Genomic DNA, 21,513 nt, shown 5'->3' on the forward strand with positions numbered 1-21,513 from the left:
ACGCGTTGGATGGGTTTTGCGACAATCTGAAACCCTGCCGATAGACAGAGATCCTTTCAGGCATCTAAAGGAAAGAAAACAGTGAAATTCGTATATTGGTTCGGCTCACTTTGTACCGTAATTCGACCGTCCATCTTTTCCACCATCTGTCGGACTATAGCAAGGCCTAATCCGCTTCCTTTATTTGAACGCCCTTTATCACATTTGTACAGCCTTTGAAAAATATGCTGTAAATCCGTTTTCTCAATTCCGATTCCGTTATCCATAATGCAGATTTCAATATCATTTTTTTGTTTTACCATTTTAATTTTGATCTGTGTCGCCTGACTATGGTTTATAACGTTTTGAACTAAATTATGAATGATGCGGGCATACCCGCCCAAATCCACTCTTGTGAGCAACGGCTTTTCTGGAAGCTCAATTTCATAGATCAGATTTTTTTCCTCAAAAACAGGAATCCAGTCTTTGAGGATATTGCGGGTTAGTTCCGCAAGCTCTGTCCGCTCTATAGATAAAGAAAACTCACTGGAGTTGAGCTTAAACCAGTCAAATAAAACATCAATATATTCTTTTAGATCATAAGCTTTTCGCCTCGAAATTTCGAGGTAATCCTCACGGTTTTTTCCGGTAACAATTCCTCTATGAACAGCATCCAAGTAACCCAGCAGGGTTGTAAGAGGTGTTCTCACATCATGGGAAAGGCTGGTCATAAGCTGACGATTGGTTTCGTCTGCCGACCGCAGCTGTGAAAGCTGTTCTTCATAGGCATATACAATTTCATTCATTTTAAATGAGAGCTCTGCTGTCAGCTCATTGTCTGCTGCAAGGATTTTTCGATTTCCGTTTCCGGCCTGAATATCACTCAAAGCCTCTGTCATGTCGCTAAGCTTCCGTTTTACACGCACTAGCTTTGTACAGCACACAATGCTAAGCAAGAGGGCAAGGCAAAATAATATGCCCAAAATCACATTCAGAAGCATAGCCTATACCTCCTTGTTAAAGCGATAGCCAATTCCCTTTACTGTTTGGATATACAACGGTGCTCCGAGGTCGGGTTCTATCTTCTTACGAAGTCTACTGATGATAGCCATAATATTACTGTCATCATAGACATACAGCTCACCCCAAACCTCCTCGTAAATCTGCTGCTTTGTTAAAATTCTTCCCTGATTTTTAGCGCAAAAGAGCAACAGATCAAATTCTTTTGGCGGCAACTCAAAGGTACCGTTTTGCGTGGTCACACTTCGGCTATCAACGTCTATGGTCAGCCCTTTGTAGGTAAGGGACTGTGAATAATTAGACGATGAACTAAAGCGTGTGTATCTCCGTATCAAAGAAATAATTCGAGCAATCAGTTCTTCCATATCAAATGGTTTCGTTAAATAGTCATCTGCACCGGAACGCAGTCCCTGTACTTTTGACATACTGTCATTTTTAGATGTGAGCATCAAAATGGGTATGCTGCTTTTCGATCTTATTTTCTCCATGGTCTGGAAACCGTCCATTCCCGGCATCATCACATCTAGAAGAATAAGCTGATAATCGTTTTTTTCAAGGAGCGCCAGACCATCTGTGCCGGAGTAGCAGCAATCAGAATGAATTTGTTCTCTCATTATGCTTTGTTTAATTAAAGCGCATAGCTCTTTGTCATCGTCAATTAGTAAAATACTGTAGGCCAAGTTCATCCTCCTTATATTTATGATTTTCTGTTTTCTTTCAGCCTGCCGTCCGCAGGCTTTGGCGTATCTTTTGGAATCGCCCATGCACGACCGAAGCGAACCGCTCCGTTAATTCTGTTTTCTTCACAGAGCTTTTGTATTCTCCGCTTGGAGATTCCCCATTTTTCAGAAGCTTGCTGCACAGATATATAATCAAGCATTTGTATTCCTCCGCCATGTATATTACTTATATTATATACGCATTAGCGAATAAAATCAATCATTCCTTTTTCAAGAGGTTGCCGCAGGCATGACACTAGCTGCACTTTAGAAACAGGCTGGGGTCATACCAAGGTGCATAATAGGATTGAAAACGAAAACAAACACGCAAGAACGCCGGTGCCGCTTAAGCTCATCCAACCTTGAGAATCAGCTTCTTTCTGGCTGTATTGACGCGTTTTTTCTTCATTTTACAACCAAACCCCAGCACAAGCTGGATCTTTTTTGACAGGCTGAAACCCTGTCTATCGGCAGGTTTTTTTAATTGCAAGGTTAATGCAAGGTTGCGGCAAGGTTCATGCAAGATTGATATGATAAACTGATTTCAGTAAGAAGAGGAGGTCCTTCATTTGAGTGATTTTATCATTGAGACAAAAAATCTCACAAAACAATATGGTGAGCAGAAAAGTGTTGCAAATTTGAATATCCATGTGAAAAAGGGGCGCATCTATGGTTTGCTCGGCAGAAATGGTGCAGGGAAAACCACATGCATGAAAATGCTCTTAAATCTGACAATGCCTACTTCCGGAGAAGTTCAAATTTTCGGCAAAAGTGTTCAAGGAAACGAAAAAAGAATTCTACCCCGTATCGGCAGCCTAATCGAAGCACCGGGATTTTATCCAAACTTGACCGGTACAGAGAACCTGAAAATTTTTGCACAGCTCAGAGGTGTTTCCAAACGTACCGCTGTCAAAGACGCATTAGAGGTTGTTGGGCTCCCCTATGGCGATAAGAAGCTGTTTGCCCAATACTCTCTCGGTATGAAGCAGCGTTTAGCGATTGCCCTTTCCATTATGCACGATCCGGAGCTGCTGATTTTGGACGAGCCGATCAATGGGCTTGACCCCATCGGAATTGCCGAAGTACGCTCGTTTATCCGGGATTTGTGCGACAAAAAGGGAAAAACGATTTTGATTTCCAGCCATATCCTTTCGGAAATAGCGCTTTTAGTTGATGATATCGGCATTATAGATCACGGCGTACTGCTGGAAGAAGAAAGCCTTGCGGAGTTAGAAGAAAAGAATGGGAAGTACATCCATTTTATTGTCTCCGACACAGCGCAGGCAGCCAGAATCATGGAGAGAAACTTTGGCACCCAAAACTTCACTGTGGAGAATGACCATAGCCTGCGCATATATGATAACAATTTTTCTGTGGCTGCCCTTAACCGTGCCTTTATTGAAAACGGATTGGAGGTATCCGAAGCTCACACCTGTGAAGATACCTTGGAGGATTACTTCAAGCGAATAACCGGAGGTGAGGGTATTGCGTAATCTGCTACTAAGTGAATTTAAAAAATTCAAAAGAAAGAAACTGTTTTACTTTGGAATACTGGCAGCTTTTATTTTTCCTCTTTTTAATGCAGTATTGTTGTCAGACTCCACTTTTGCAAGTGTCCAGTCCGGAGTAAGAGAGGATAACGCCTTTTTGCTTTTAATGCCCTTGCTGATCATCTTGGCGGCTAATCTGTTCTTTGTCGAGCAGGACAATGATACCTTGAAAAATCTGCTTTGCATACCGGTACCAAAAAATCAATTGGTGCTTGTAAAGCTATTGGTTTTGTTCATTTTTTCAGTAGCATTTCAGTTAATGGGCTTTGCGGTAAGCACAGTAATCGCTGTTTCTCAAACCATCCCGCTGACTGATTTTGCGTTTCAGCTTACGCTCACAGCCTCATCCGGGGTGCTCATGTGGGCGCCTGCGCTTCCTTGCATTGTGCTGGTTGTATGGTTTAATAAAAGCTATATTCTCTCGGTGATTATCGTGTTCTTTTACACCTTGCTAAATTATGTGATGCATTTTAGCGATGCGATTATGATGCAGCCTTTCGGGATAAATGCCGGAACCCTTATGCCCGTTCCTATGATTTTTCGGTGGCTGTACCAGTTTTACACGCCCACTGGCGAAATTCAGACGGAATTTTACAATCGATTCAGTCAATATTTTGTACCGGCATCTGTATGCTTTGGTGTGCTTTTATTGGAAGCCGCTGTTTGTATTTATTTGATGATCCGCATCTATCGGCGCAGAGAAATTTGAGGAAGGGAGGTATCTTTCATGTTTCGTATTATAAAAGCTGAATTTTTAAAATTAAAGAGATTTCATATTTTGCTCATAGGCCTTGTTGGAATGACTCTCCCGGCAATTTTGTCTGTATTCACGCAGGCAGTCGCCACGCCAGAGGTCACAACACAGATTTTTGACTTTTCCGCTCATTTTAATAGTACCATATGGAATAGCGCAACAATTTTCATGCCCGTCATTTTCACATTGATTGGGGGCTATCTGATCAACCGGGAATATACAGACAATACTTTGAAAAATATCTTGCCTGTTCCGGTAAGCTTTCAGCGCCTGCTGTTCGGAAAACTGCTGGCTATGGGAATCATAAGTGTGCTGTTTGGATTTTACAGCTATGTAGTAACGCTGATCGTCGGATCGCTGTCGGGTCTTTCCGGACGGAATGCCGGAATTTTATTCACCGGGCTTTTGCAAATGCTCGGAATATCACTTTTTACCTATATCGCCATTCTGCCGATTATCGCATTGACCAGCAGGAAACAGGGACTATTCATGGGCGGTGTTATCGTATCTTTCCTGTTTGGATATAGTGCTATGTTTATCAAGAATGTCACGCTTCGCAGCCTATATCCGATCCTGTCTGGACTGACGGTTATGGGATTCGACACAGGAACCTTCATGAACACTTCTGAACAGGGAAATCTTGCTCTGTCTGTGCTATCCTTGATCGTCATGCTTTTACTCACAATCGTGATTGTGATACTGACAAATCCAGCGCAAGCGGCTCGCAAGAGCAAAAAGCGCAACGTAGCCAGTGTGTTCCTCAGGTCAGGGCAAAAAGGACGATGATTTTAATATCAGCCCTACAATAGAAAGAAGATGTCAGCGAGACTTTGGCTGTATATAGCGAAGTTCAGGCACAAAACAGCTATCAAGGCAAAATACCACCGGCCGAATGGCCACACGATCCATTCCAAAGCTGCGGCAGCTGCCCGTATCCATCCCATGGATTTATCTGCTATAGCTCGGAGGGCGATTGTCTCAGAAGCAATATGCAGAAATACAAAAACAAAGTACCCGCCCGTTCCCGTAAAAAGCGTGAGCCGCAGTCGGCACATTAGACCGTTCCCTTCAAGGAAATGCTGAAAGACGGTATCTGCAAGGTGCGGGAGGGCTACTACACCAAAACACTTTACTGGCGGTATGCTCCATAACTGTATATGGGTAATGGTATTCGCGTTCTTGCTTTCCCCGTTTGGATTACAAGCCATTGCGGAATGGCTGATCTCCGGGGTAGATAGCATTAATACTTCTCTTAGGTGTTTTTATTGTAAGCTGAAAGCGACAAACAGCTGGAAACTTTGGGCCAACTTGTCCCGAAGTCTATATGCTTGAATCATATAAGACAAATTGCTATAATTTAAATACATTTTCATGTGATTCTGCGAACCGCGCTCTTGCGCGAAAAGGAACAGATAACAACCGAACCCCGATGAAAAAAGGAGGGCAAAATAATGAAATACTATCATGTAGATGTTTTTTCTTCAAGGCCAATGAGCGGCAATGGTCTCACGGTTATTTTTCCACAGGAACCTTTACCAGATCAAAAGCTATTGCAAATCTCCCAAGAGTTAAAACAGTTTGAATCGATTTTTATTTACCCAGCTAATTCTAGTGGAATTTATCCTGTTAGAATATTTACAGTAGATGAGGAATTGATGTTTGCAGGGCATCCTATTCTTGGGGCTGGAGCGGTAATTCATAAGCTGTTTTTTCCTAATGATAATGATGTAAACATAACATTTGAGCTGGGAGAAAGACATATACAAATTCAATCCGTTCAGAAGGATGCTTGTTATCAGGTTACAATGAACCAAGGTAAAGCCCTATTTATCAAAGAAGTAGAAGAATCATTCTATTGCCAAATTGCCAAGGCATTGAACGTTAATGAGCATGATCTGGACAAAAATTATCCTGTGGAGTGTGTTTCCACCGGCCTGCCATATCTTTTAGTACCATTACGAAGTAATGTATCGAGTAGTAAAATCTTACGTGATGATTTTGAAGCCTTTTTATCCAACTTTGAAGCAAAGTTTGTATATGTTTTTGATACAAATACTTTAGAATGCAGAACTTGGGATAACTTTGGATCTACTGAAGATGTTGCTACAGGTAGTGCAGCGGGGCCGTTATGTGCATATCTTATTCAGCATAAAATCAAAAAGAAAGATGAAGTCATTGATCTTCATCAGGGGAAATTTGTTAACAGGCCAAGTATTATCAAAGGGTGGGTATCGCAAACTGGGGACGTTTTCATTACAGGGGAGGTTTCCTTTTTTGCTTCCGGTACAATTAACATATGATTTTTGCTGCATTAGATCATCGATATCATGCTTTATATACAAAAGTTTCAAAGACGAGATTGTAAAAATAACTTCAGGCCAACTTGACCCGAAGTTATTTTTATAGCAAAGGAGGGGCCTCGCATGGCGACAACCTATTGCAAGACCCATCCTATCAGCAAGGGCGAAACGACAGCGCTGAGCATGAAAGACCGTTTTGATTACGGGCAAATCCCGGACAAAACGCGAGGCGGCGATCTGATTGTTGCCTAGTGGTTGTTTCATTATAGGTTAAGGCGATTTTCAGACGAGTTACATGGCGTTATGATCTGTTATGAAAGTGGGTATCAAGTACAACGATATCAATGAGCATCCTGGGGGTGCACTTAATTCAGAAGCACCCGTAAGAAATGCGCGCTTTTAGGGGCCCTTCAATGGCAGTATGCGATTGAAGGGTATTTATATGTGCTAAAAGCAAAGTATCGGCTGATGGAGGGGCCGCCACCATGCTGTGACGGTCAGATATAGCCAGAGTTATTCTCCTATATAATTTCAAAAAGTCAGTCCAATTCATAGGCGAATATTCTGCTCATTTTTATTCGCCATCTTTCGGGGATTCTCCCTTAAAGGCGTTTTTAGTTCTCTTTTTACAGGACAAGCCACATGATATCGGGCCACGTTGGCCCGATGTCGCAGGGGTTGGGGAAGGCACTCCCTAACAAGCATTTTTAAGATTTTACCGCAAGAGAAAATCTCAAAAATGTGCAAGTGTCAATACACTTGCCCTGCTTGCTGTTTACTGTTTACTGTTTAGGGGTTTAGGGTATTTTACTCTTTTTGCTTGCCGAATTGGCAGGGCAATATCATACAAGAATACTACTGCCACTTGTGGTACACTAAATATCAGATCATCAGGAAAGGAGGATAAATTTTATGAAGCAAGAGATTAGAACGGTAAAATATGATGCTCAATTAAAGGTGGAAGCTTATCATTTTCAAGGAATTATGCAGAAATTCCCCAACCATTTTCATGAATACTATGTGATTGGTTTTATTGAAAAAGGCCAGCGGTTTTTATCTTGTAAGAACAAGGAGTACACCATAGAGCCGGGGGATTTATTATTGTTTAATCCCCGCGACAATCATGCGTGCGAACAAATTGACGGTAAAACGCTGGATTATCGCTGTATCAATATCCAACCGGAAATCATGAGCAAGGCAGTTTTTGAAATAACGGGGAAAGCATATTTGCCTTATTTTACGCCGCAAGTCGTTTTTCATAGCGAATTAGTCGCTGTACTTCGAGAATTACATCAAATCATTATGGAGGAAGAAAAAGATTTTAGAAAAGAGGAAATCTTCTTCTTCCTTTTGGAACAGCTCATTGAAGAATATACCGAACAGGTCATGCCAACAGAAAACGCAGGGCAAAGCACGGAAGCAAGGGCAATCTGTGAATTTTTAGAAAAACACTACATGGAGAATATTACACTTGATGACCTTTGCAAGCTGACGGGACTAAGCAAATACTATCTTCTTCGCTCGTTCACGAAACAAAAGGGGATTTCCCCTTATAGCTACTTGGAAACAATACGAATTGACCATGCAAAGAAAATGCTGGAGCAAGGCATTTTACCAATAGATGTGGCTTTGCAGACAGGCTTTACTGACCAGAGCCACTTTTCCAACTTTTTTAAGAAGTTTATAGGGCTGACACCCAAGCAGTATATGAACATCTTCAAGGATAATCATCGTTGATGTTTATATAGAGAGGACTTTCATGGACAGAAAAAAAGAGATCACGGGACATGTGTTTGCACTTATTTCCATTTTCATTTGGGGTACTACATTCATATCCACCAAGATACTTTTAGAAGCCTTTTCTCCAATAGAAATACTGTTTTTAAGATTTACAATCGGGTTTGCTGTGTTACTGGCGGTTTACCCTCATAGGCTGAAAGTCAAGGAGAAAAAACAAGAGTTATATTTTGCTGCCGCCGGTTTGTGTGGTGTCACACTCTATTACTTACTCGAAAACATTGCCTTGACCTATACTTTTGCTTCCAATGTAGGTGTCATTATTTCCGTAGCACCATTTTTCACGGCTATTTTTGCGCACTTGTTTTTAGATGGTGAAAAATTGAGGGCGCAATTCTTTATAGGCTTTGTAGTTGCTGTTGTTGGGATTTTTCTTATTAGTTTTAACGGAAGCAGCAATTTGCAATTAAACCCATTGGGAGATATTTTGGCAGTTTTAGCCGCTGTGGTATGGGCCGGCTATTCTATTCTGACTAAGAAAATCAGCGGCTTTCATTACAATACCATTCAATCAACCCGAAGAATTTTCTTTTATGGGCTGGTGTTTATGATCCCTGCATTGTTTATATTTGGGTTTAAACCAAACGTAAATCAGATAATTCAGCCAATCAATCTGTTTCATATTCTATTCTTGGGATTCGGCGCATCTGCTCTATGCTTTGTGACATGGAGTTTGGCGGTAAAAATATTGGGTGCAGTAAAAACCAGCGTTTATATTTACTTGGTTCCAGTCATAACTGTTGTTACCTCGGTTATTGTACTGAGTGAAAGAATTACTGGAGTTATGGCCTTTGGCATTTTACTTACATTAGCGGGACTATTTATATCGGAGCTGAAAACCTCTGCAAAACAAAAGGAGCTTAAAGAATGAGCGAATCTACTATGAAATGTGTCATGATTATCGATTCTGAACTGCCGATTGGCATTGTAGCAAATACGTCTGCCATTTTAGGCATCACATTGGGAAAGTATATCCCTGAACAGATTGGCGAAGATGTAGCAGACGCTTCGGGGCAATCCCACTTGGGTATTATTACGATTCCGGTTACAATGCTTCGTGGAGATAAAGCAATTTTGAAAGATTTGAGGGAGCGTTTGTATAGCCCGGAGTTTGCAGATTTAATTGTTGTTGATTTTTCTGATGTTGCACAAAGCTGTAATAGATACAGTGAATATATTGCAAAGGCGTCAATCACGTCAGAGCAAGACCATAATTACTTGGGAATTGCCATTTATGGGAATAAGAAAAAAGTAAACAAACTAACAGGTTTTATGCCGCTTTTAAGATAATATATCGCGATTTAGATTGATAAAATATTTGTCGGCCGACAAGACATAACTGCCTATTGCAATGTTGCAAAGGGTAGGGAACTAAATGAGCGTTTTTAATGGCCTTCCAGTGGCAGTAATGCGATTGGAGGGCCGTTTATACACAATCATAAGCGGTTGCTCCGCTCATTTTTTATTCGACACCTCATTATCTTTAAAAACCAATGTAAAACATTGAAATGAAAAGAAATGTATGATAACATATAGTTAACCTATTCATATATTAACACAGTCATGTAATTGAGAAAGGATACAGAATGTACGAAAACGATATAAGGGTATTTGGCGCAAGAGAGCGAAACTTAAAAAATATTCATGTGCAAATACCCAAAAAGAGTATTACAGTCTTTACCGGTGTGTCCGGTTCGGGAAAGTCGTCCTTAGTATTTGATACGATAGCAGCAGAGTCTCAAAGACAGCTGAATGAAACTTATACCAGCTTTATTCGTCACCGAATGCCGCATTATGGCAAACCGAATGTGGACGCCATCGAAAATCTTTCGGTGGCCTTCATTATTAATCAAAAGAGGTTAGGCGGCAATGCACGCTCAACAGTGGGGACAATCACCGATATTTATTCCTCGCTGCGTTTGTTGTTCTCTCGCATTGGGGAACCGTTTGTAGGCTATGCCGAAGCCTTTTCTTTCAATAATCCGGCGGGGATGTGCAGCTATTGCGAGGGATTAGGAAAAACCGAGACAATCGATATTGAAAGGCTGCTGGATAAAAATAAGTCTTTAAACGAGGGGGCAATTTGTTTTCCAACGTTTGAACCCGGCGGCTGGCGGCTGACCCGGTATATTCATTCCGGCTTTTTTGACAATAACAAAAAGCTAAAGGACTACTCCGCGGAGGAAATGGAACGACTGCTGTACGCTGACGGAATCAAGGTGACAAATCCCGCACCCGAATGGCACAAGACCTCATTGTACGAGGGACTGATCCCACGCATTGAACGAAGCTTTCTGAAAAAAGAAGACGGCGAAAAGATCCGATATGGAAAAGAGATGGAGCGGTTTGTTGTAAAACAGAACTGTCCCCATTGTCATGGGACGCGTTTGAATGATTCGGTCTTGTCTTGTAAAGTAAACGGTAAAAGCATTGCGGAATGCGCGGATATGCAAATTACCGAGCTTTTAGAATTCATACAAACAATTCATACTCCGATTGCCGCGCCCATTGTCTCTGAGCTAATAAGAAGGCTCCGGCATATGGAATCGATTGGCCTCGGGTATTTAAGCCTAAGCCGGGAAACCGCCACACTTTCGGGCGGCGAATCCCAGCGCATAAAAATGGTCAGTCAGCTCGGCAGCAGCCTGACGGATTTAACGTATATTTTCGATGAACCCAGCATCGGGCTGCACCCTCATGACATCAGGAAAATCAATGACCTAATGAAGCAATTGCGAGATAAAGGCAACACAGTTCTGATTGTGGAGCACGATCCAGACATGATACAAATTGCCGATCATGTGATTGATATGGGGCCCGGTGCGGGAACACAGGGAGGCACAATTGTCTATCAAGGGGATTTGCAGGGTCTGCTAAAAGCCAACACCCTCACGGGAAAGTATTTGTCCTATAAGGCGGAACTGAAACCGGTGCCTCGAACGCCGAAGGGCTGGCTCTCTATCCAAAACGCAACGCTGCACAATGTAAAGCACCTATCCGTTCAAATCCCCAAAGGGGTGATGACGGTGGTCACCGGCGTTGCCGGGTCGGGTAAAAGTACGCTCATTAATGGGGTGTTGCCAAGACTGTATCCTGAAACGGTGTTTATTGATCAGAAAGGGGTTCAAGCCACCAAGCGTTCCAACATAGCTACCTTTACGGGGATATTTGACAGCATCCGAAAGCTGTTTGCAAAAAAGAACGGAGTCAGTGCCTCTCTCTTCAGCTTTAACTCACAGGGCGCTTGTCCCGCCTGTAAGGGGTTGGGAGTGACCTATACCGATTTGGCCTTCATGGATACAGTCGTGACCGTATGCGAGGAATGCCAAGGAAACCGTTATACCGATAAAGTGCTCTCTTTTGAGCTAAGAGGGAAGAATATTGGCGATGTTCTCAAAATGACAGTAGCGGAAGCCACAGATTTCTTTCACGAAAGAGAAATCGTAGCGGTATTAAAGAGGCTATCGGATGTTGGCATTCCCTACATCACTTTGGGGCAGCCGCTCAGCACCCTTTCAGGCGGGGAATTGCAGCGTATGAAGCTTGCTTCCGAGCTGGAGAACAGGGGCCGAGTTTATGTATTGGACGAGCCGTCCACTGGCTTGCATATGGCGGATATCCGGCAATTGCTGTTGGTTCTGAACCGGCTTGTCGAGCAAAATTCCACCCTCATTGTCATCGAGCACAATTTGGAGATTATTTCTCAGGCGGATTGGATCATCGATATCGGTCCCTATGCGGGTCAAAACGGCGGGCAGCTTATGTTTTCCGGACCGCCAAGGGACTTGCTTTCCTGCAAAGATTCTTTGACGGGTAAGCATTTAAAAGAGTATCTCAACGAAGGATAGGAGGGACGCCTGATGTCCATAAAAGATTTAAGAGAAAGCTATGTGCCGTTGCAATGTATGATTGTATCAAATTCTAACAGGTTCAATGTCGAGGGGGTATCAACGGCCCAGTACTATATACTGGATACCCTTTTTAAGCAAGGACCAAAAACCACGAAAGAGTTAGCTGAAATGAAGGGCATTTCTCAATCGGGTATATCCAAACTCACAAAGCGCCTATTGGATAAAGGGTATATTGTGCAGGAAAGGCAGGAACGCGACCGTCGCTCTTACAATATTGTACTCACCAAAGAGGGCAAGGACTTTCTAGACCGTGTTGAGGACTTTGGAGATGAAATGGTGACATTCATTCAAGAAGCATTATCAGAGGAAGAAGCTCATTGCTTTGCATCAATGTGCAGAAAGATTACAAACTTGTATACGGAAAAGCAATAAAATACGGGATGTTAGCTTTGCTATATGAAAATACGTAATGATGGCAGATACTTCGTTGTTCTGTACTTGATAGACAGATGTAATTCGTGATTTTGAACTATAGTCCTGGCTATACTCTTTAATGATGTATAGAAAAATTACTATGATAATCGACTGGAGGACTTTTAATGCTACATTATGAGTCATTAATTCATGCAGAGAAAGAAGCGATATACGAAGCTTTTTTAAAAGCTTTTTCCGATTATCCGGTTCGCATGGATATGTCCTTTGCCCAATTTGAAAAGATACTCAAACGGAAGGGCTTCGATCCTAATCTATCCGTGGGAGCCTTTGATGAGGACTGTCTGGTCGGGTTCATTTTAAATGGCTGCAGAAAGTGGAATGGAAAAGCAACGGCATATGATGTGGGAACCGGGGTAATACCCCAGTTTCGAAAACAGGGTATCACCAAACAGATGCTTCAAACAGCAAAGCAACAGTTTAGTGATTTAGGAGCGGAACAGTATATTCTGGAAGTGTTGACATCGAATACCTCTGCGGCAAATATTTATAGAAAAAACGGATTTACGGTTGAGAGAGAATTTCTGTGCTGTCAGATGGAACGAGGAAAAGACAGATTCTATTCGATTCATCAGACAGAACACATTGTAAATCCGGATTGGGAACTGTTTAAGAGCTTTTGGGATTTTCCGCCTTCGTGGCAGAATTCCATTCCATCCATTGAAGCATTATCAGAAAGCTTTTTGATATCGGTTGTGCGAAACAACAATCAGATTATCGGTTATGGAATAATCGATAAGTCGACCGGGGAAATTCCTCAGATTGCTGTGGATAAGAAATGGAGAAGCAAAGGCATTGGCAGCAGCATACTGGCAGATTTAATTGAGCATACGGATGCCGGTCAAATAAAAATTTTGAATATTGACACCCGTTCAAAGCAAATGCTTTCTTTTATTTCGGCCGCCGGTTTCTATCATACAGTGAATCAATTTGAGATGAAGCTGAATTTATAACAGAGAAAATGCGTGTAAACAGGGTGGGAAAACATCAGGTTGACAATGGCGGGATCCTGCAAGCGCATAGATGGAGCAATATCGAATTTTAAAACGCTTATTGGCGGCGGTCGTCACTATTGTAAATCGGCGTTTTCTATTAAAGTCATTCCGAAGTTTCTGCCGTTTCACATCCAAAGAAAAAGGACGGCCTGGAATGGTGTCGTTTAATCCTATTTGTGACATTCTTCAACCGTATTCCGATACTGAATATTGACAAGCATTCACCCAAAATCATAGAATGAAGCATCACTGAAACGAAAGGGGGAACAAACATGTGCTGGTTGATCCCGCTTATAGCTATTGCAGGGTGCGGTAATCGGCGTGGCTGCTGCCGTTGCCGTGGCTGCTGCTGTCGTAGATGCTGGTGATAGGTCGTGGCGTCCGTATCGGGCGCCGCATTACATAAAAAAGCGCCCAGCCATCAGCTGAACGCTATTCTGTCATTCCCAAGTATATAATACCACACTTTTACCCGGTATTTGATCAATCGGTATTGACAATTCATAAAATCAATTTATACTGTAACCAGTATCCCGTGACTTGATCTGCCGCTGGGATGCATCTGCGTTATTCCCGGTTCAGGAAAATTTCGTACATAGGGCAGGCGCAGAATGTTTTCGCTTTACAAGAGGGGTAAATTCTGTTCTGGCAAAATTCGGCTTAGGTTGATCCTTTGTCAGGCACAACCAATAGAAATCATCCGAATCTCTTTCTGATTGAGAAAGATTCGGATTTTTAATGCGTGAAATCATGCTGAAGGGAACCGCAATGTCATGCTGCTGATTGTAGAAAATATAAAGAAAGTGTATTTTCATTTTATTTTAAAGTACCGCCACAATACGGATGACGGCGACGGGCCGCTGTTTGGAAAACTGCTGGTCTTCTCTCTGCCCATCATGGTCATGAATATTCTGCAGCTGCTGTTCAATACCGCGGACATGGTTGTCGTAGGCCGCTTTTCAGGGGGCAATGCGCTGGCGGCAGTAGGCGCGACGGGCGCTCTGATCAATTTGATCATCACACTATTTACGGGATTATCTGTAGGGACAAGCGTCGTTGTGGCACGGGATTATGCTGCGGGTGACGCGGAAGCCATGAGCCGGTCTGTTCATACTTCCATTGTTCTGAGCATAGCCGGCGGGCTCATTGTAATGGCCGTAGGCATTGCGTTCTGCGAGCCTTTGCTGGTAATGATGGGCACACCCGAGAACATATTGGGCCTTGCGGTGCTGTATATGAAGATCTACTTCGTCAGCATGCCCGCCAACATGGTATTTACTTTCGGCGCGGCGATTATGCGTTCCGTGGGCGACAGCCGCCGCCCAATGTATTTTTTGGGTGTTTCCGGCATTCTGCACGTGGGCCTCAATCTTTTCCTCGTGATCGTTCTGCGCATGAGCGTCGACGGCGTAGCGTGGTCCACGGTGATCTCACAATATCTCTCGGCGCTGCTGATCCTGTTTTCTCTGTCCCGCTATGATGGGGCGATTCGCTTTGTTCCCCGAAAATTGAGGGCCGACAAAGACAAGCTGAAGGAGCTGATTCGGATCGGCCTGCCGGCGGGGCTGCAGGGGCTGCTGTTTTCCATTTCCAATGCGCTGATCCAATCGGCCGTCAATTCCTTCGGCTCCGCCATGATCGCGGCTAACGCCGCCTCAATGAATATTGAAAACTATATCGGCACCGTCATGCTTGCCTATTACAACGCGGTCGTAACCTTTACGGCACAAAGCATGGGCGCAAAAAAATATGGACGGATCGATACCATTGCGAAGGTATCCACAGTATTGGTTTTTGTTACCTGGATCCTTCTTGGAGGGGCGACCATGCTGTTCGGCAGGCCCCTGCTCGGCATTTTCACATCTGACCCGGAGGTGGTCAAGCTGGGGATGCTGCGTCTGTATATCATCATGATTTCTTTTGTCGCCTGCGGCATCATGGATGTATACCCCGGTTTATCCTATGGAATGGGCTATTCCATATCGCCGATGCTTTGTACGCTGGTGGGCGCCTGCCTTCTGCGGATGATATGGCTGGTTACGGTCTTTGCCTGGTACCCTGTGGAGCTTGTGCTTTTCGCCGCCTATCCCGTTACCTGGGTGTTGGCAGGGGCCGGCCAGGTGGTCATCTTTCTCTATGCGCGGCGGCAGATCCATAAACGGGCTGCGACCGCACAGCCGATCGCCGAATCAGAATTGTGAGGAGCCTTTGTAGGGAGAATCAGGGAAAGCAGTCAGCCTCATTTTTGGATGGGCTGGCTGTTTTTGCGTTTGGGAGGGCCCATTTAAAGCCTTGGGGCGCTCCGTACCGGGCAGCGGTGCGCTTACTTTCACATCCGCTGTCTGTGAAAGCAATGCGGTTAAGTGAGCTGTTTTGAGTGCGTTTTCACATGCCGGTCTGCAAGATACACTGACGGCATTTGCGCAACCCAATGCGCGGGTTAGCCTTTGAAATTTATCGCCTTAAAATATCAGCTATGCAGGTCGTCACGGGAAGGTGACGATCCCCTCATAAATATGGAAAAGCGATTTCGAGCACATGGAAACCCTTCGCGCTCAAAGCCGCCGGGCGCATATCAGGCACACATAGTAAGGAGAGAACAGAGGCTTTGATTTTTGTTTTCAAACCGCCATTATGCTGCTTTAATACTGTTTTGGGCAAAACTATCCGGCCACCGCTATAACGGCTTTTTTATAGCCCGTCGTGGCATCCGGGGTATTCGTGTGCGGGCAGCATTGCAAACGAAGCGTATATTCGGGCTCTGCTGATGATTGCGGCCGGAGAGCAAATTAGAATGCCCCGGAGAGTCGGTCTTTGAAAGACGCGTGGCGTTTACGGCTTTTAGCAAATACTGTATCCGTGCATTCCCTTCGGGAAAATGATTGCTTTATTCCTTCAAGGGTGTTATCCTTAAAATAAGAATGAATTTTCTTATCGGCAGATTGTTTGAAACGAAGCATGTTGAAAAATACAGGCTTTTTTATTTTTTTGCTTGTTCCGTGTGCCGTTGGAAAATTTCATTTTGAATCGGTTAAAAGGGTGCGTATTGGTGAAATTTCGGAAATCTCCTCCCAATATAGTAAAGCTGCGGTTTGAAAAAGAGCTGGAATACCAGGTGTGGGGTAATCATCTGCTGCGCCTCACATGGACGTTTGTGGCGATGGTGATGATGGTCGAGCTGGCGATTTTTGCGTTTAAAAAATTAAACGGCGGCGCGGAAAATACGGAAGAATACCTTCTGATTTATATTGCTGCTCCAACGCTGATCAGTGTGTCCATTCTTGCGGTTACCCATGCGGTTTCCCGCAGACTGCTGGCCAGAGGTCAATACAGCACGCAGGCCTATCTGTATCTTTTTTGCTTGTCTCTTCTTTGTTTTATGCTGGCGCTGGCACACAATGCCGTACCGGTTGTCTATGTCATTTTTATTTTTCCCGTGCTGCTGGCTTTGATTTACATTGATGACAAGCTGCTGCGGGGCGTCTTTTGCCTGAATTTCTTTCTCTATCTGTTGTATATTGGGGGATTGTATCTCGCGTATGGCCATACCCAATGGATACGCAAGCCCGATTTTGTGAATGTGCTCACCGCGGCGGCGCTCATTTTGGCGGGCTATATGTCCGCCAAAATGAGCCTGCGCCGGCAGAACAGCCTGGTGTACAGCATTATCTGCGCCCATGAGCTCACCAAGATGGATTCGTTCACCGGTCTGTATAATCATGCGGCTTTTTATGAGAAACTGAGCGCGCGGATTCAGGAGTATCATCAGAGCTTTCGGCCGTTTTCGCTGATTGTTATGGATATTGACGATTTTAAGCAGGTAAACGACCAGAATGGCCACGACGCCGGGGACAAGATTATTATGACTCTGGTAAGCTGTATCAAAGCGAATCTCCGGGAAGATGAAATCGCCTGCCGCTACGGGGGAGAGGAGTTCACCATCGTTACCAACCGTGTTCCCGATGAGGACTTCGCTTTGGCCGAATCGATCCGCCGGAGCTTTGAGGAGGCCGCCCGAAGGATCGGACATCAGCCCTCGGCTACCGTCAGTATCGGCATTGCGCGTTACGACGCGAAGCGGTTTGGAGCCCGGCGCCAGTTTTTCTCCGCCGCCGATGAAGCGCTGTACGCCGCTAAACGCAGCGGCAAAAATCACACGCTGGTGTGGCGTGAGGATATCTCGGTGTTCAATATTCAGCGCACGTGAATTCGGTGTGTTTAGGCTGCTTCTCCCGGGTTTGCCGCCTGTGTTCCGGCAAATAAAATCCTTTAAAAGCTGTGCGAATCGGTGTTTCGCACAGCTTTTTTTGTCGATTCCTCCGTTTGGTCAGGGGCGGGAACAGAGCGGTTCGCCCGCCGTTTTTGCAAAGACGACTCGTTCAAATCACAGAGGCAGGAAGAACGGATTTTGGATCAAATGCCGTTTAATGCGTTCGTTTTCATAAAACTTTTAAAGATATCAAACAAAATCACGAAAGATATTTTATTTTCATTCAGCTTGAATCCTATATAATAAAATTACAGGGTAAGTTGTATACAAATATTCAATACAGCATTGATATTTTAGCTGACTTGCCTGTGCGAAAATCAACCGTTACGCGGCAATAACCTGCGGGAGTTGCAGTCCATTCGCTTTGAAAATGGCCGGATGCAAATGTGGCGGTCTGTTCCTCCGCCTGTGGCGGGAAAACGGTTCAATCGCTTTTTTAAGCGCCGCCGCTCTGTTTTGGAAAGCCCGCAGGTTATCATATGTTTTTCAGGAAGGAGATTTGTTATGAAAAAAGGGTTCAAAAAGGGTCTGGCTTTGGCACTGGTCTTGGGGATGCTGCTTTCCACAACGGCATGCGGGGGTTCCTCCGCACCCGGCTCCGCCGCACCGGGCGGTTCCGCGGCTTCGGGGGCGGCCGGGGGAGAGATGACGGGCGAGCTGCGCGTTACAACACAGGCATGGATGATGGGCAAATACGATTTTGAGGGGATTAAGGCCGACTTTGAGAAAAAGCACCCCGGCGTGACCGTTGTTTACAACAAGGTGGATAACGCCGACGTGACCACCAACATGCTGCAATGGTCTCAGGGCAAAACGAACTGCGATATTGCAATCGGCGGCAGCCGTGAGCATGCGGTTCAGTATGCCGCAAAGGATTACATCATCGATTTCGGCGACGATTTCTTTACCGGCGACATTGCAAAGGATAAATTTTTCCCCGCGTTTCTTGAGCTGGGCAATGTGGAGGGCAAGCAGTACATGATCCCGATCACCGGCGAAGTCATGTTCATCGTTGCGAACAAGGAGCTGATGAAGAAGGCCGGCCTAACAGACGCCAACGGGAAGGTAGCGCCCCCAAAAACCTGGGATGAGCTTTACGAGTACGCGAAGAAGGCAACGGTTACAGAGAACGGCAAAACCGTGCAGACGGGCCTGTCTATCGACTGGGGCACCAACTTTATGACCTACTCCTATCTTTCTGCTTTACAGGGGATCAAGGGCAACTTCTTTGAGTCCGACGGAAAAACCATCGACTTTACCAGCCCCGAATCCAAGAGCCTGCTCACCAGCTGGAACAAGCTGGTAAAAGACGGCTACACCCCGACCGATACCTTTGCGGATATGGACGCGGGCCGCACCAACTTCAAAGCCGGCAAGGTCGCCATGCTGATGACCGCGGCTTCCCGCTGGATCGAATGCCAGGAGAACGTCGGAAAGGGCAACACCACCGTCATCCCGATCCCCGGCACCGACACGCACGGCTCTCTGGTTTACATCCACGGCGCGGTGATTCCGAAGGCTTCCCCGAAGATTGAGCTTGCGAAGCTCTTTATGAAAGAGGAACTGCTCAAGACAGAGTTCCACGTGAAGGCGCTGAACACATACGGCAAAATGTCCCCGCTGCTTGCTCACTACCAGGGCCTTGAAAACGCAGACTGGCCGACCGTTGTGGAAGCGACCAAATCCGCGGTCACCACTCCTCTGTATAAGGATTTCTCCAAGCTGGATACCGGCGTTCAGGTCGAGCTGCAGAAATGCATCAAGGGCGACCAGGGCGTAGAGGAGACGCAGGGCAACCTCAAGAAGCTGATTGGTTCTTTGGATTTGACAACCGGCCTCAATCATTAAGCGGCAAACAGATTCCGTTCAGGAGGTTCATACGGGGAAGCGCACCCTGTATGAACTCCCGGAACGCGGGAATGGCTGATCATGCTTAGGCTTCTGATGAAATCGGCGGAGGAATAAAAATGAAAAATAAGCTTTCACTCAGCCTCAAAAAACAAGTTCCAGGCTATGCATTTATGCTTCCGGGTTTTCTTTTTGTGGCATTGTACATGGGGTATCCGTTGTTTCGGTCCCTGTATCTCAGTTTTACGCAGTATAATTTCAGCTTTGACGCACAGCCGGCCTTTATCGGCTTTGGCAACTACGTCAAAATGTTTTCCGATTCTTATTTTATGGATGCGCTCCGGAATACCTTTGTGTTTACCGTCGCGTTTTTGCCGGGCGTGATGATCATCTCCCTGATTCTGGCGATGATGCTGGATAAAGGGGTGAGAGGATCGGGGTTTTTCAGAACCTGTATTTTCCTGCCGGTGGTCGTGCCGCTTTCCCTGACGGGCATCATCTTTCAGTGGATTCTCAACGAGCAGTACGGGCTGCTGAACTGGTTTCTGGCAAATGTGCTGCACCAGAGCGCGTGGGCCCAGAACTGGCTGGGCGACGGCAACTGGGCAATGGTCAGCATCATCGTGGTCAGCCTGTGGAAAAACATCGGTATGCTGGTCATTCTGTTTATGGCGGGGCTTCAGTCCATCTCGAACGATATTATGGAGGCCGCCCGGGTAGACGGCGCCAACGCGTACCAGCGCATCGTACATATCACGCTGCCGAATTTGAAAGAAAGCTATGTGATCTGCGGCATCTGGGCAATTATTCAGGCGGTCAAGGTCTTTGAGCAGCCCTTCATCATGACGCAGGGCGGCCCCGGAACCGCCACGCTGGTGCTGTACCAGTACACGTGGATCAACGCATTTAAATATTTTGAAATGGGGTATGCCTCTTCCATCGCCTATTTCATGGGTGTCGTCATTTTGCTGTTATCTATGTTCAACATGTTCCTCAACAGAGGGGACGACGCAAAGATAAAGAAGGTGAAGGTATGAAAGAAAAAAATCTGGCGGTCAATTTCGTCCTCTTCGTTTTTTTGCTGGTCACGGCGTTTGTTTTCATCATTCCGTTTTTGTGGACGTTTCTCACCTCGCTGAAAACCAACGATGAAATCTACGCGTCCGCGCTGACGATCCTCCCCACAAAAATCACCTTCGGGCACTACGTCAAGGTGATCACTCAGATGGGTGATTTTCTCAAGTATTTCAGAAACTCGGTGGTCGTTTCTCTGTGGAGCGTGCTGGCCACGGTCGTTTTCAGCGCTTCCATGGGTTATGCGTTCTCCAAGATGAACTTTCGGTTCAAAAATATTTACCTGGGCTTTGTTCTGTTTATTCTGACGCTGCCTTATGTGATCTACCTGATCCCTATTTATATCATGGAGTCCAAAATGAATTTGATCGACACCGCATGGGGGCTGATTCTGCCTTACATCGCGACCAATCTGCCCATGTCCGTGTTTATCATGCGCGGCCAGTTCAACAGCGTTCCAAATACGCTGGGCGAGGCAGCCACCATCGACGGCTGCAACAACTGGCAGGTTTTTTCCAAGATCATGCTGCCGGTTGTAAAGCCCGGCATCGCTACCGTGATCATCTTCACCTTCATCAATGTATGGGGTGAATTTACCTACGGCAGAACCCTCACCGCCACCGCAAAGGCGCAGACGCTGCCGGTCGGCATCACCTTCCTGCGCGACGAGGCGGCCTCCTGGCAGTACGGTACGCTGACGGCAACGATCATTCTGTCTCTGATTCCGCTGCTGATCATTTTCCTCAGCATGCAAAAATACTTTATCAGCGGAATTATGGAAGGGGCGCTCAAGGGCTGACGTCCGGCCTCCCGGTTCCCCGCGGCGCTCCGGTTTTTTGAACCTGTGACAACAGAAAAACGGTG

General features: G+C 45.3%; 20 protein-coding genes. 17 read left to right on the top strand and 3 right to left on the bottom strand.

Annotated features, from left to right (window positions below; genetic code table 11):
- Positions 1-56: 56 nt before the first annotated feature.
- From G340_RS0107460 to G340_RS0107470, 3 genes are read right to left on the bottom strand one after another with little or no spacing between them, the layout of a single operon-like run.
- Positions 57-980: a sensor histidine kinase gene (locus G340_RS0107460; RefSeq protein ID WP_020073025.1), complete on the bottom strand. Its 924-nt coding sequence runs from the start codon at positions 978-980 to the stop codon at positions 57-59.
- 3 nt (positions 981-983) lie between these two features.
- The gene (locus tag G340_RS0107465; RefSeq protein WP_027103907.1) at positions 984-1,685 is read right to left on the bottom strand and encodes a response regulator transcription factor; all 702 of its coding nucleotides are present in this window, start codon (positions 1,683-1,685) and stop codon (positions 984-986) included.
- Positions 1,686-1,696: 11 nt separating this feature from the next.
- Positions 1,697-1,879, bottom strand: coding sequence for a helix-turn-helix domain-containing protein (locus G340_RS0107470; protein ID WP_020073027.1), 183 nt, complete (start codon positions 1,877-1,879; stop codon positions 1,697-1,699).
- A gap of 408 nt (positions 1,880-2,287) precedes the next feature.
- On the opposite strand from G340_RS0107470, the gene G340_RS0107480 reads away from it, so the two are divergent.
- From G340_RS0107480 to G340_RS0107570, 17 genes are all read left to right on the top strand, one after another.
- Positions 2,288-3,211, top strand: a complete 924-nt coding sequence (locus G340_RS0107480) for an ABC transporter ATP-binding protein (protein ID WP_020073029.1) — start codon at positions 2,288-2,290, stop codon at positions 3,209-3,211.
- Positions 3,195-3,977, top strand: a complete 783-nt coding sequence (locus G340_RS0107485; protein WP_033402204.1) for an ABC transporter permease — start codon at positions 3,195-3,197, stop codon at positions 3,975-3,977. The genes G340_RS0107480 and G340_RS0107485 overlap by 17 nt, the downstream gene beginning before the upstream one ends.
- A gap of 18 nt (positions 3,978-3,995) precedes the next feature.
- Entirely contained in the window at positions 3,996-4,808 is an 813-nt protein-coding gene (locus tag G340_RS0107490) for an ABC transporter permease (RefSeq protein WP_020073031.1), read from the top strand.
- A gap of 354 nt (positions 4,809-5,162) precedes the next feature.
- Complete coding sequence (locus G340_RS18435) at positions 5,163-5,354, top strand: CD1845 family protein (RefSeq protein WP_326522348.1); 192 nt, start codon at positions 5,163-5,165, stop codon at positions 5,352-5,354.
- Positions 5,355-5,473: 119 nt separating this feature from the next.
- The gene (locus tag G340_RS0107500) at positions 5,474-6,322 is read left to right on the top strand and encodes a PhzF family phenazine biosynthesis protein (RefSeq protein ID WP_020073033.1); all 849 of its coding nucleotides are present in this window, start codon (positions 5,474-5,476) and stop codon (positions 6,320-6,322) included.
- A 123-nt stretch (positions 6,323-6,445) separates the two neighbouring features.
- On the top strand, positions 6,446-6,574 hold the full coding sequence (locus G340_RS18440; RefSeq protein WP_020073034.1) for a hypothetical protein: 129 nt from the start codon (positions 6,446-6,448) through the stop codon (positions 6,572-6,574).
- 660 nt (positions 6,575-7,234) lie between these two features.
- Positions 7,235-8,059, top strand: coding sequence for an AraC family ligand binding domain-containing protein (locus G340_RS0107510; protein WP_020073035.1), 825 nt, complete (start codon positions 7,235-7,237; stop codon positions 8,057-8,059).
- 22 nt (positions 8,060-8,081) lie between these two features.
- Positions 8,082-8,990: a DMT family transporter gene (locus G340_RS0107515; protein WP_020073036.1), complete on the top strand. Its 909-nt coding sequence runs from the start codon at positions 8,082-8,084 to the stop codon at positions 8,988-8,990.
- Positions 8,987-9,409, top strand: a complete 423-nt coding sequence (locus G340_RS0107520; RefSeq protein WP_020073037.1) for a DUF2000 domain-containing protein — start codon at positions 8,987-8,989, stop codon at positions 9,407-9,409. Before G340_RS0107515 ends, G340_RS0107520 begins: the two co-directional genes overlap by 4 nt.
- 296 nt (positions 9,410-9,705) lie before the next feature.
- Positions 9,706-11,967 carry an ATP-binding cassette domain-containing protein gene (locus G340_RS0107525; protein WP_020073038.1) on the top strand — a complete coding sequence of 754 codons (2,262 nt, stop codon included), beginning with the start codon at positions 9,706-9,708 and terminating at the stop codon, positions 11,965-11,967.
- 12 nt (positions 11,968-11,979) lie between these two features.
- The gene (locus G340_RS0107530) at positions 11,980-12,402 is read left to right on the top strand and encodes a MarR family winged helix-turn-helix transcriptional regulator (protein ID WP_020073039.1); all 423 of its coding nucleotides are present in this window, start codon (positions 11,980-11,982) and stop codon (positions 12,400-12,402) included.
- 167 nt (positions 12,403-12,569) lie between these two features.
- The gene (locus tag G340_RS0107535) at positions 12,570-13,415 is read left to right on the top strand and encodes a GNAT family N-acetyltransferase (protein ID WP_020073040.1); all 846 of its coding nucleotides are present in this window, start codon (positions 12,570-12,572) and stop codon (positions 13,413-13,415) included.
- An 815-nt stretch (positions 13,416-14,230) separates the two neighbouring features.
- Positions 14,231-15,658 (top strand): MATE family efflux transporter, encoded by a 1,428-nt coding sequence (locus tag G340_RS0107540; RefSeq protein ID WP_020073041.1) that lies wholly within the window; start codon positions 14,231-14,233, stop codon positions 15,656-15,658.
- Between the two features lie 848 nt (positions 15,659-16,506).
- Positions 16,507-17,664 carry a GGDEF domain-containing protein gene (locus G340_RS0107550; protein ID WP_020073043.1) on the top strand — a complete coding sequence of 386 codons (1,158 nt, stop codon included), beginning with the start codon at positions 16,507-16,509 and terminating at the stop codon, positions 17,662-17,664.
- A gap of 567 nt (positions 17,665-18,231) precedes the next feature.
- Positions 18,232-19,575 carry an ABC transporter substrate-binding protein gene (locus tag G340_RS0107560; RefSeq protein WP_020073045.1) on the top strand — a complete coding sequence of 448 codons (1,344 nt, stop codon included), beginning with the start codon at positions 18,232-18,234 and terminating at the stop codon, positions 19,573-19,575.
- Between the two features lie 173 nt (positions 19,576-19,748).
- The gene (locus G340_RS0107565) at positions 19,749-20,612 is read left to right on the top strand and encodes a carbohydrate ABC transporter permease (RefSeq protein WP_326522349.1); all 864 of its coding nucleotides are present in this window, start codon (positions 19,749-19,751) and stop codon (positions 20,610-20,612) included.
- Positions 20,609-21,448, top strand: coding sequence for a carbohydrate ABC transporter permease (locus G340_RS0107570; RefSeq protein WP_020073047.1), 840 nt, complete (start codon positions 20,609-20,611; stop codon positions 21,446-21,448). Before G340_RS0107565 ends, G340_RS0107570 begins: the two co-directional genes overlap by 4 nt.
- Positions 21,449-21,513: the final 65 nt, after the last annotated feature.

This window comes from Faecalispora sporosphaeroides DSM 1294, from assembly GCA_000383295.1.
In the GTDB taxonomy this organism is placed as follows: Bacteria; Bacillota; Clostridia; order Oscillospirales; family Acutalibacteraceae; genus Faecalispora; species Faecalispora sporosphaeroides.

Excerpts from the sequence above, each read along its gene's own strand:
- G340_RS0107570 (WP_020073047.1), top strand. The coding sequence starts at position 20,609 with ATGAAAGAAAAAAATCTGGCGGTCAATTTCGTCCTCTTCGTTTTTTTG.
- G340_RS18440 (WP_020073034.1), top strand. The coding sequence starts at position 6,446 with ATGGCGACAACCTATTGCAAGACCCATCCTATCAGCAAGGGCGAAACG.
- G340_RS0107470 (WP_020073027.1), bottom strand. The coding sequence starts at position 1,879 with ATGCTTGATTATATATCTGTGCAGCAAGCTTCTGAAAAATGGGGAATC.
- G340_RS0107565 (WP_326522349.1), top strand. The coding sequence starts at position 19,749 with ATGCTTCCGGGTTTTCTTTTTGTGGCATTGTACATGGGGTATCCGTTG.
- G340_RS18435 (WP_326522348.1), top strand. The coding sequence starts at position 5,163 with ATGCTCCATAACTGTATATGGGTAATGGTATTCGCGTTCTTGCTTTCC.
- G340_RS0107460 (WP_020073025.1), bottom strand. The coding sequence starts at position 980 with ATGCTTCTGAATGTGATTTTGGGCATATTATTTTGCCTTGCCCTCTTG.
- G340_RS0107510 (WP_020073035.1), top strand. The coding sequence starts at position 7,235 with ATGAAGCAAGAGATTAGAACGGTAAAATATGATGCTCAATTAAAGGTG.
- G340_RS0107465 (WP_027103907.1), bottom strand. The coding sequence starts at position 1,685 with ATGAACTTGGCCTACAGTATTTTACTAATTGACGATGACAAAGAGCTA.
- G340_RS0107525 (WP_020073038.1), top strand. The coding sequence starts at position 9,706 with ATGTACGAAAACGATATAAGGGTATTTGGCGCAAGAGAGCGAAACTTA.
- G340_RS0107530 (WP_020073039.1), top strand. The coding sequence starts at position 11,980 with ATGTCCATAAAAGATTTAAGAGAAAGCTATGTGCCGTTGCAATGTATG.
- G340_RS0107490 (WP_020073031.1), top strand. The coding sequence starts at position 3,996 with ATGTTTCGTATTATAAAAGCTGAATTTTTAAAATTAAAGAGATTTCAT.
- G340_RS0107515 (WP_020073036.1), top strand. The coding sequence starts at position 8,082 with ATGGACAGAAAAAAAGAGATCACGGGACATGTGTTTGCACTTATTTCC.
- G340_RS0107560 (WP_020073045.1), top strand. The coding sequence starts at position 18,232 with ATGAAAAAAGGGTTCAAAAAGGGTCTGGCTTTGGCACTGGTCTTGGGG.
- G340_RS0107540 (WP_020073041.1), top strand. The coding sequence starts at position 14,231 with ATGCTGCTGATTGTAGAAAATATAAAGAAAGTGTATTTTCATTTTATT.
- G340_RS0107520 (WP_020073037.1), top strand. The coding sequence starts at position 8,987 with ATGAGCGAATCTACTATGAAATGTGTCATGATTATCGATTCTGAACTG.
- G340_RS0107535 (WP_020073040.1), top strand. The coding sequence starts at position 12,570 with ATGCTACATTATGAGTCATTAATTCATGCAGAGAAAGAAGCGATATAC.
- G340_RS0107500 (WP_020073033.1), top strand. The coding sequence starts at position 5,474 with ATGAAATACTATCATGTAGATGTTTTTTCTTCAAGGCCAATGAGCGGC.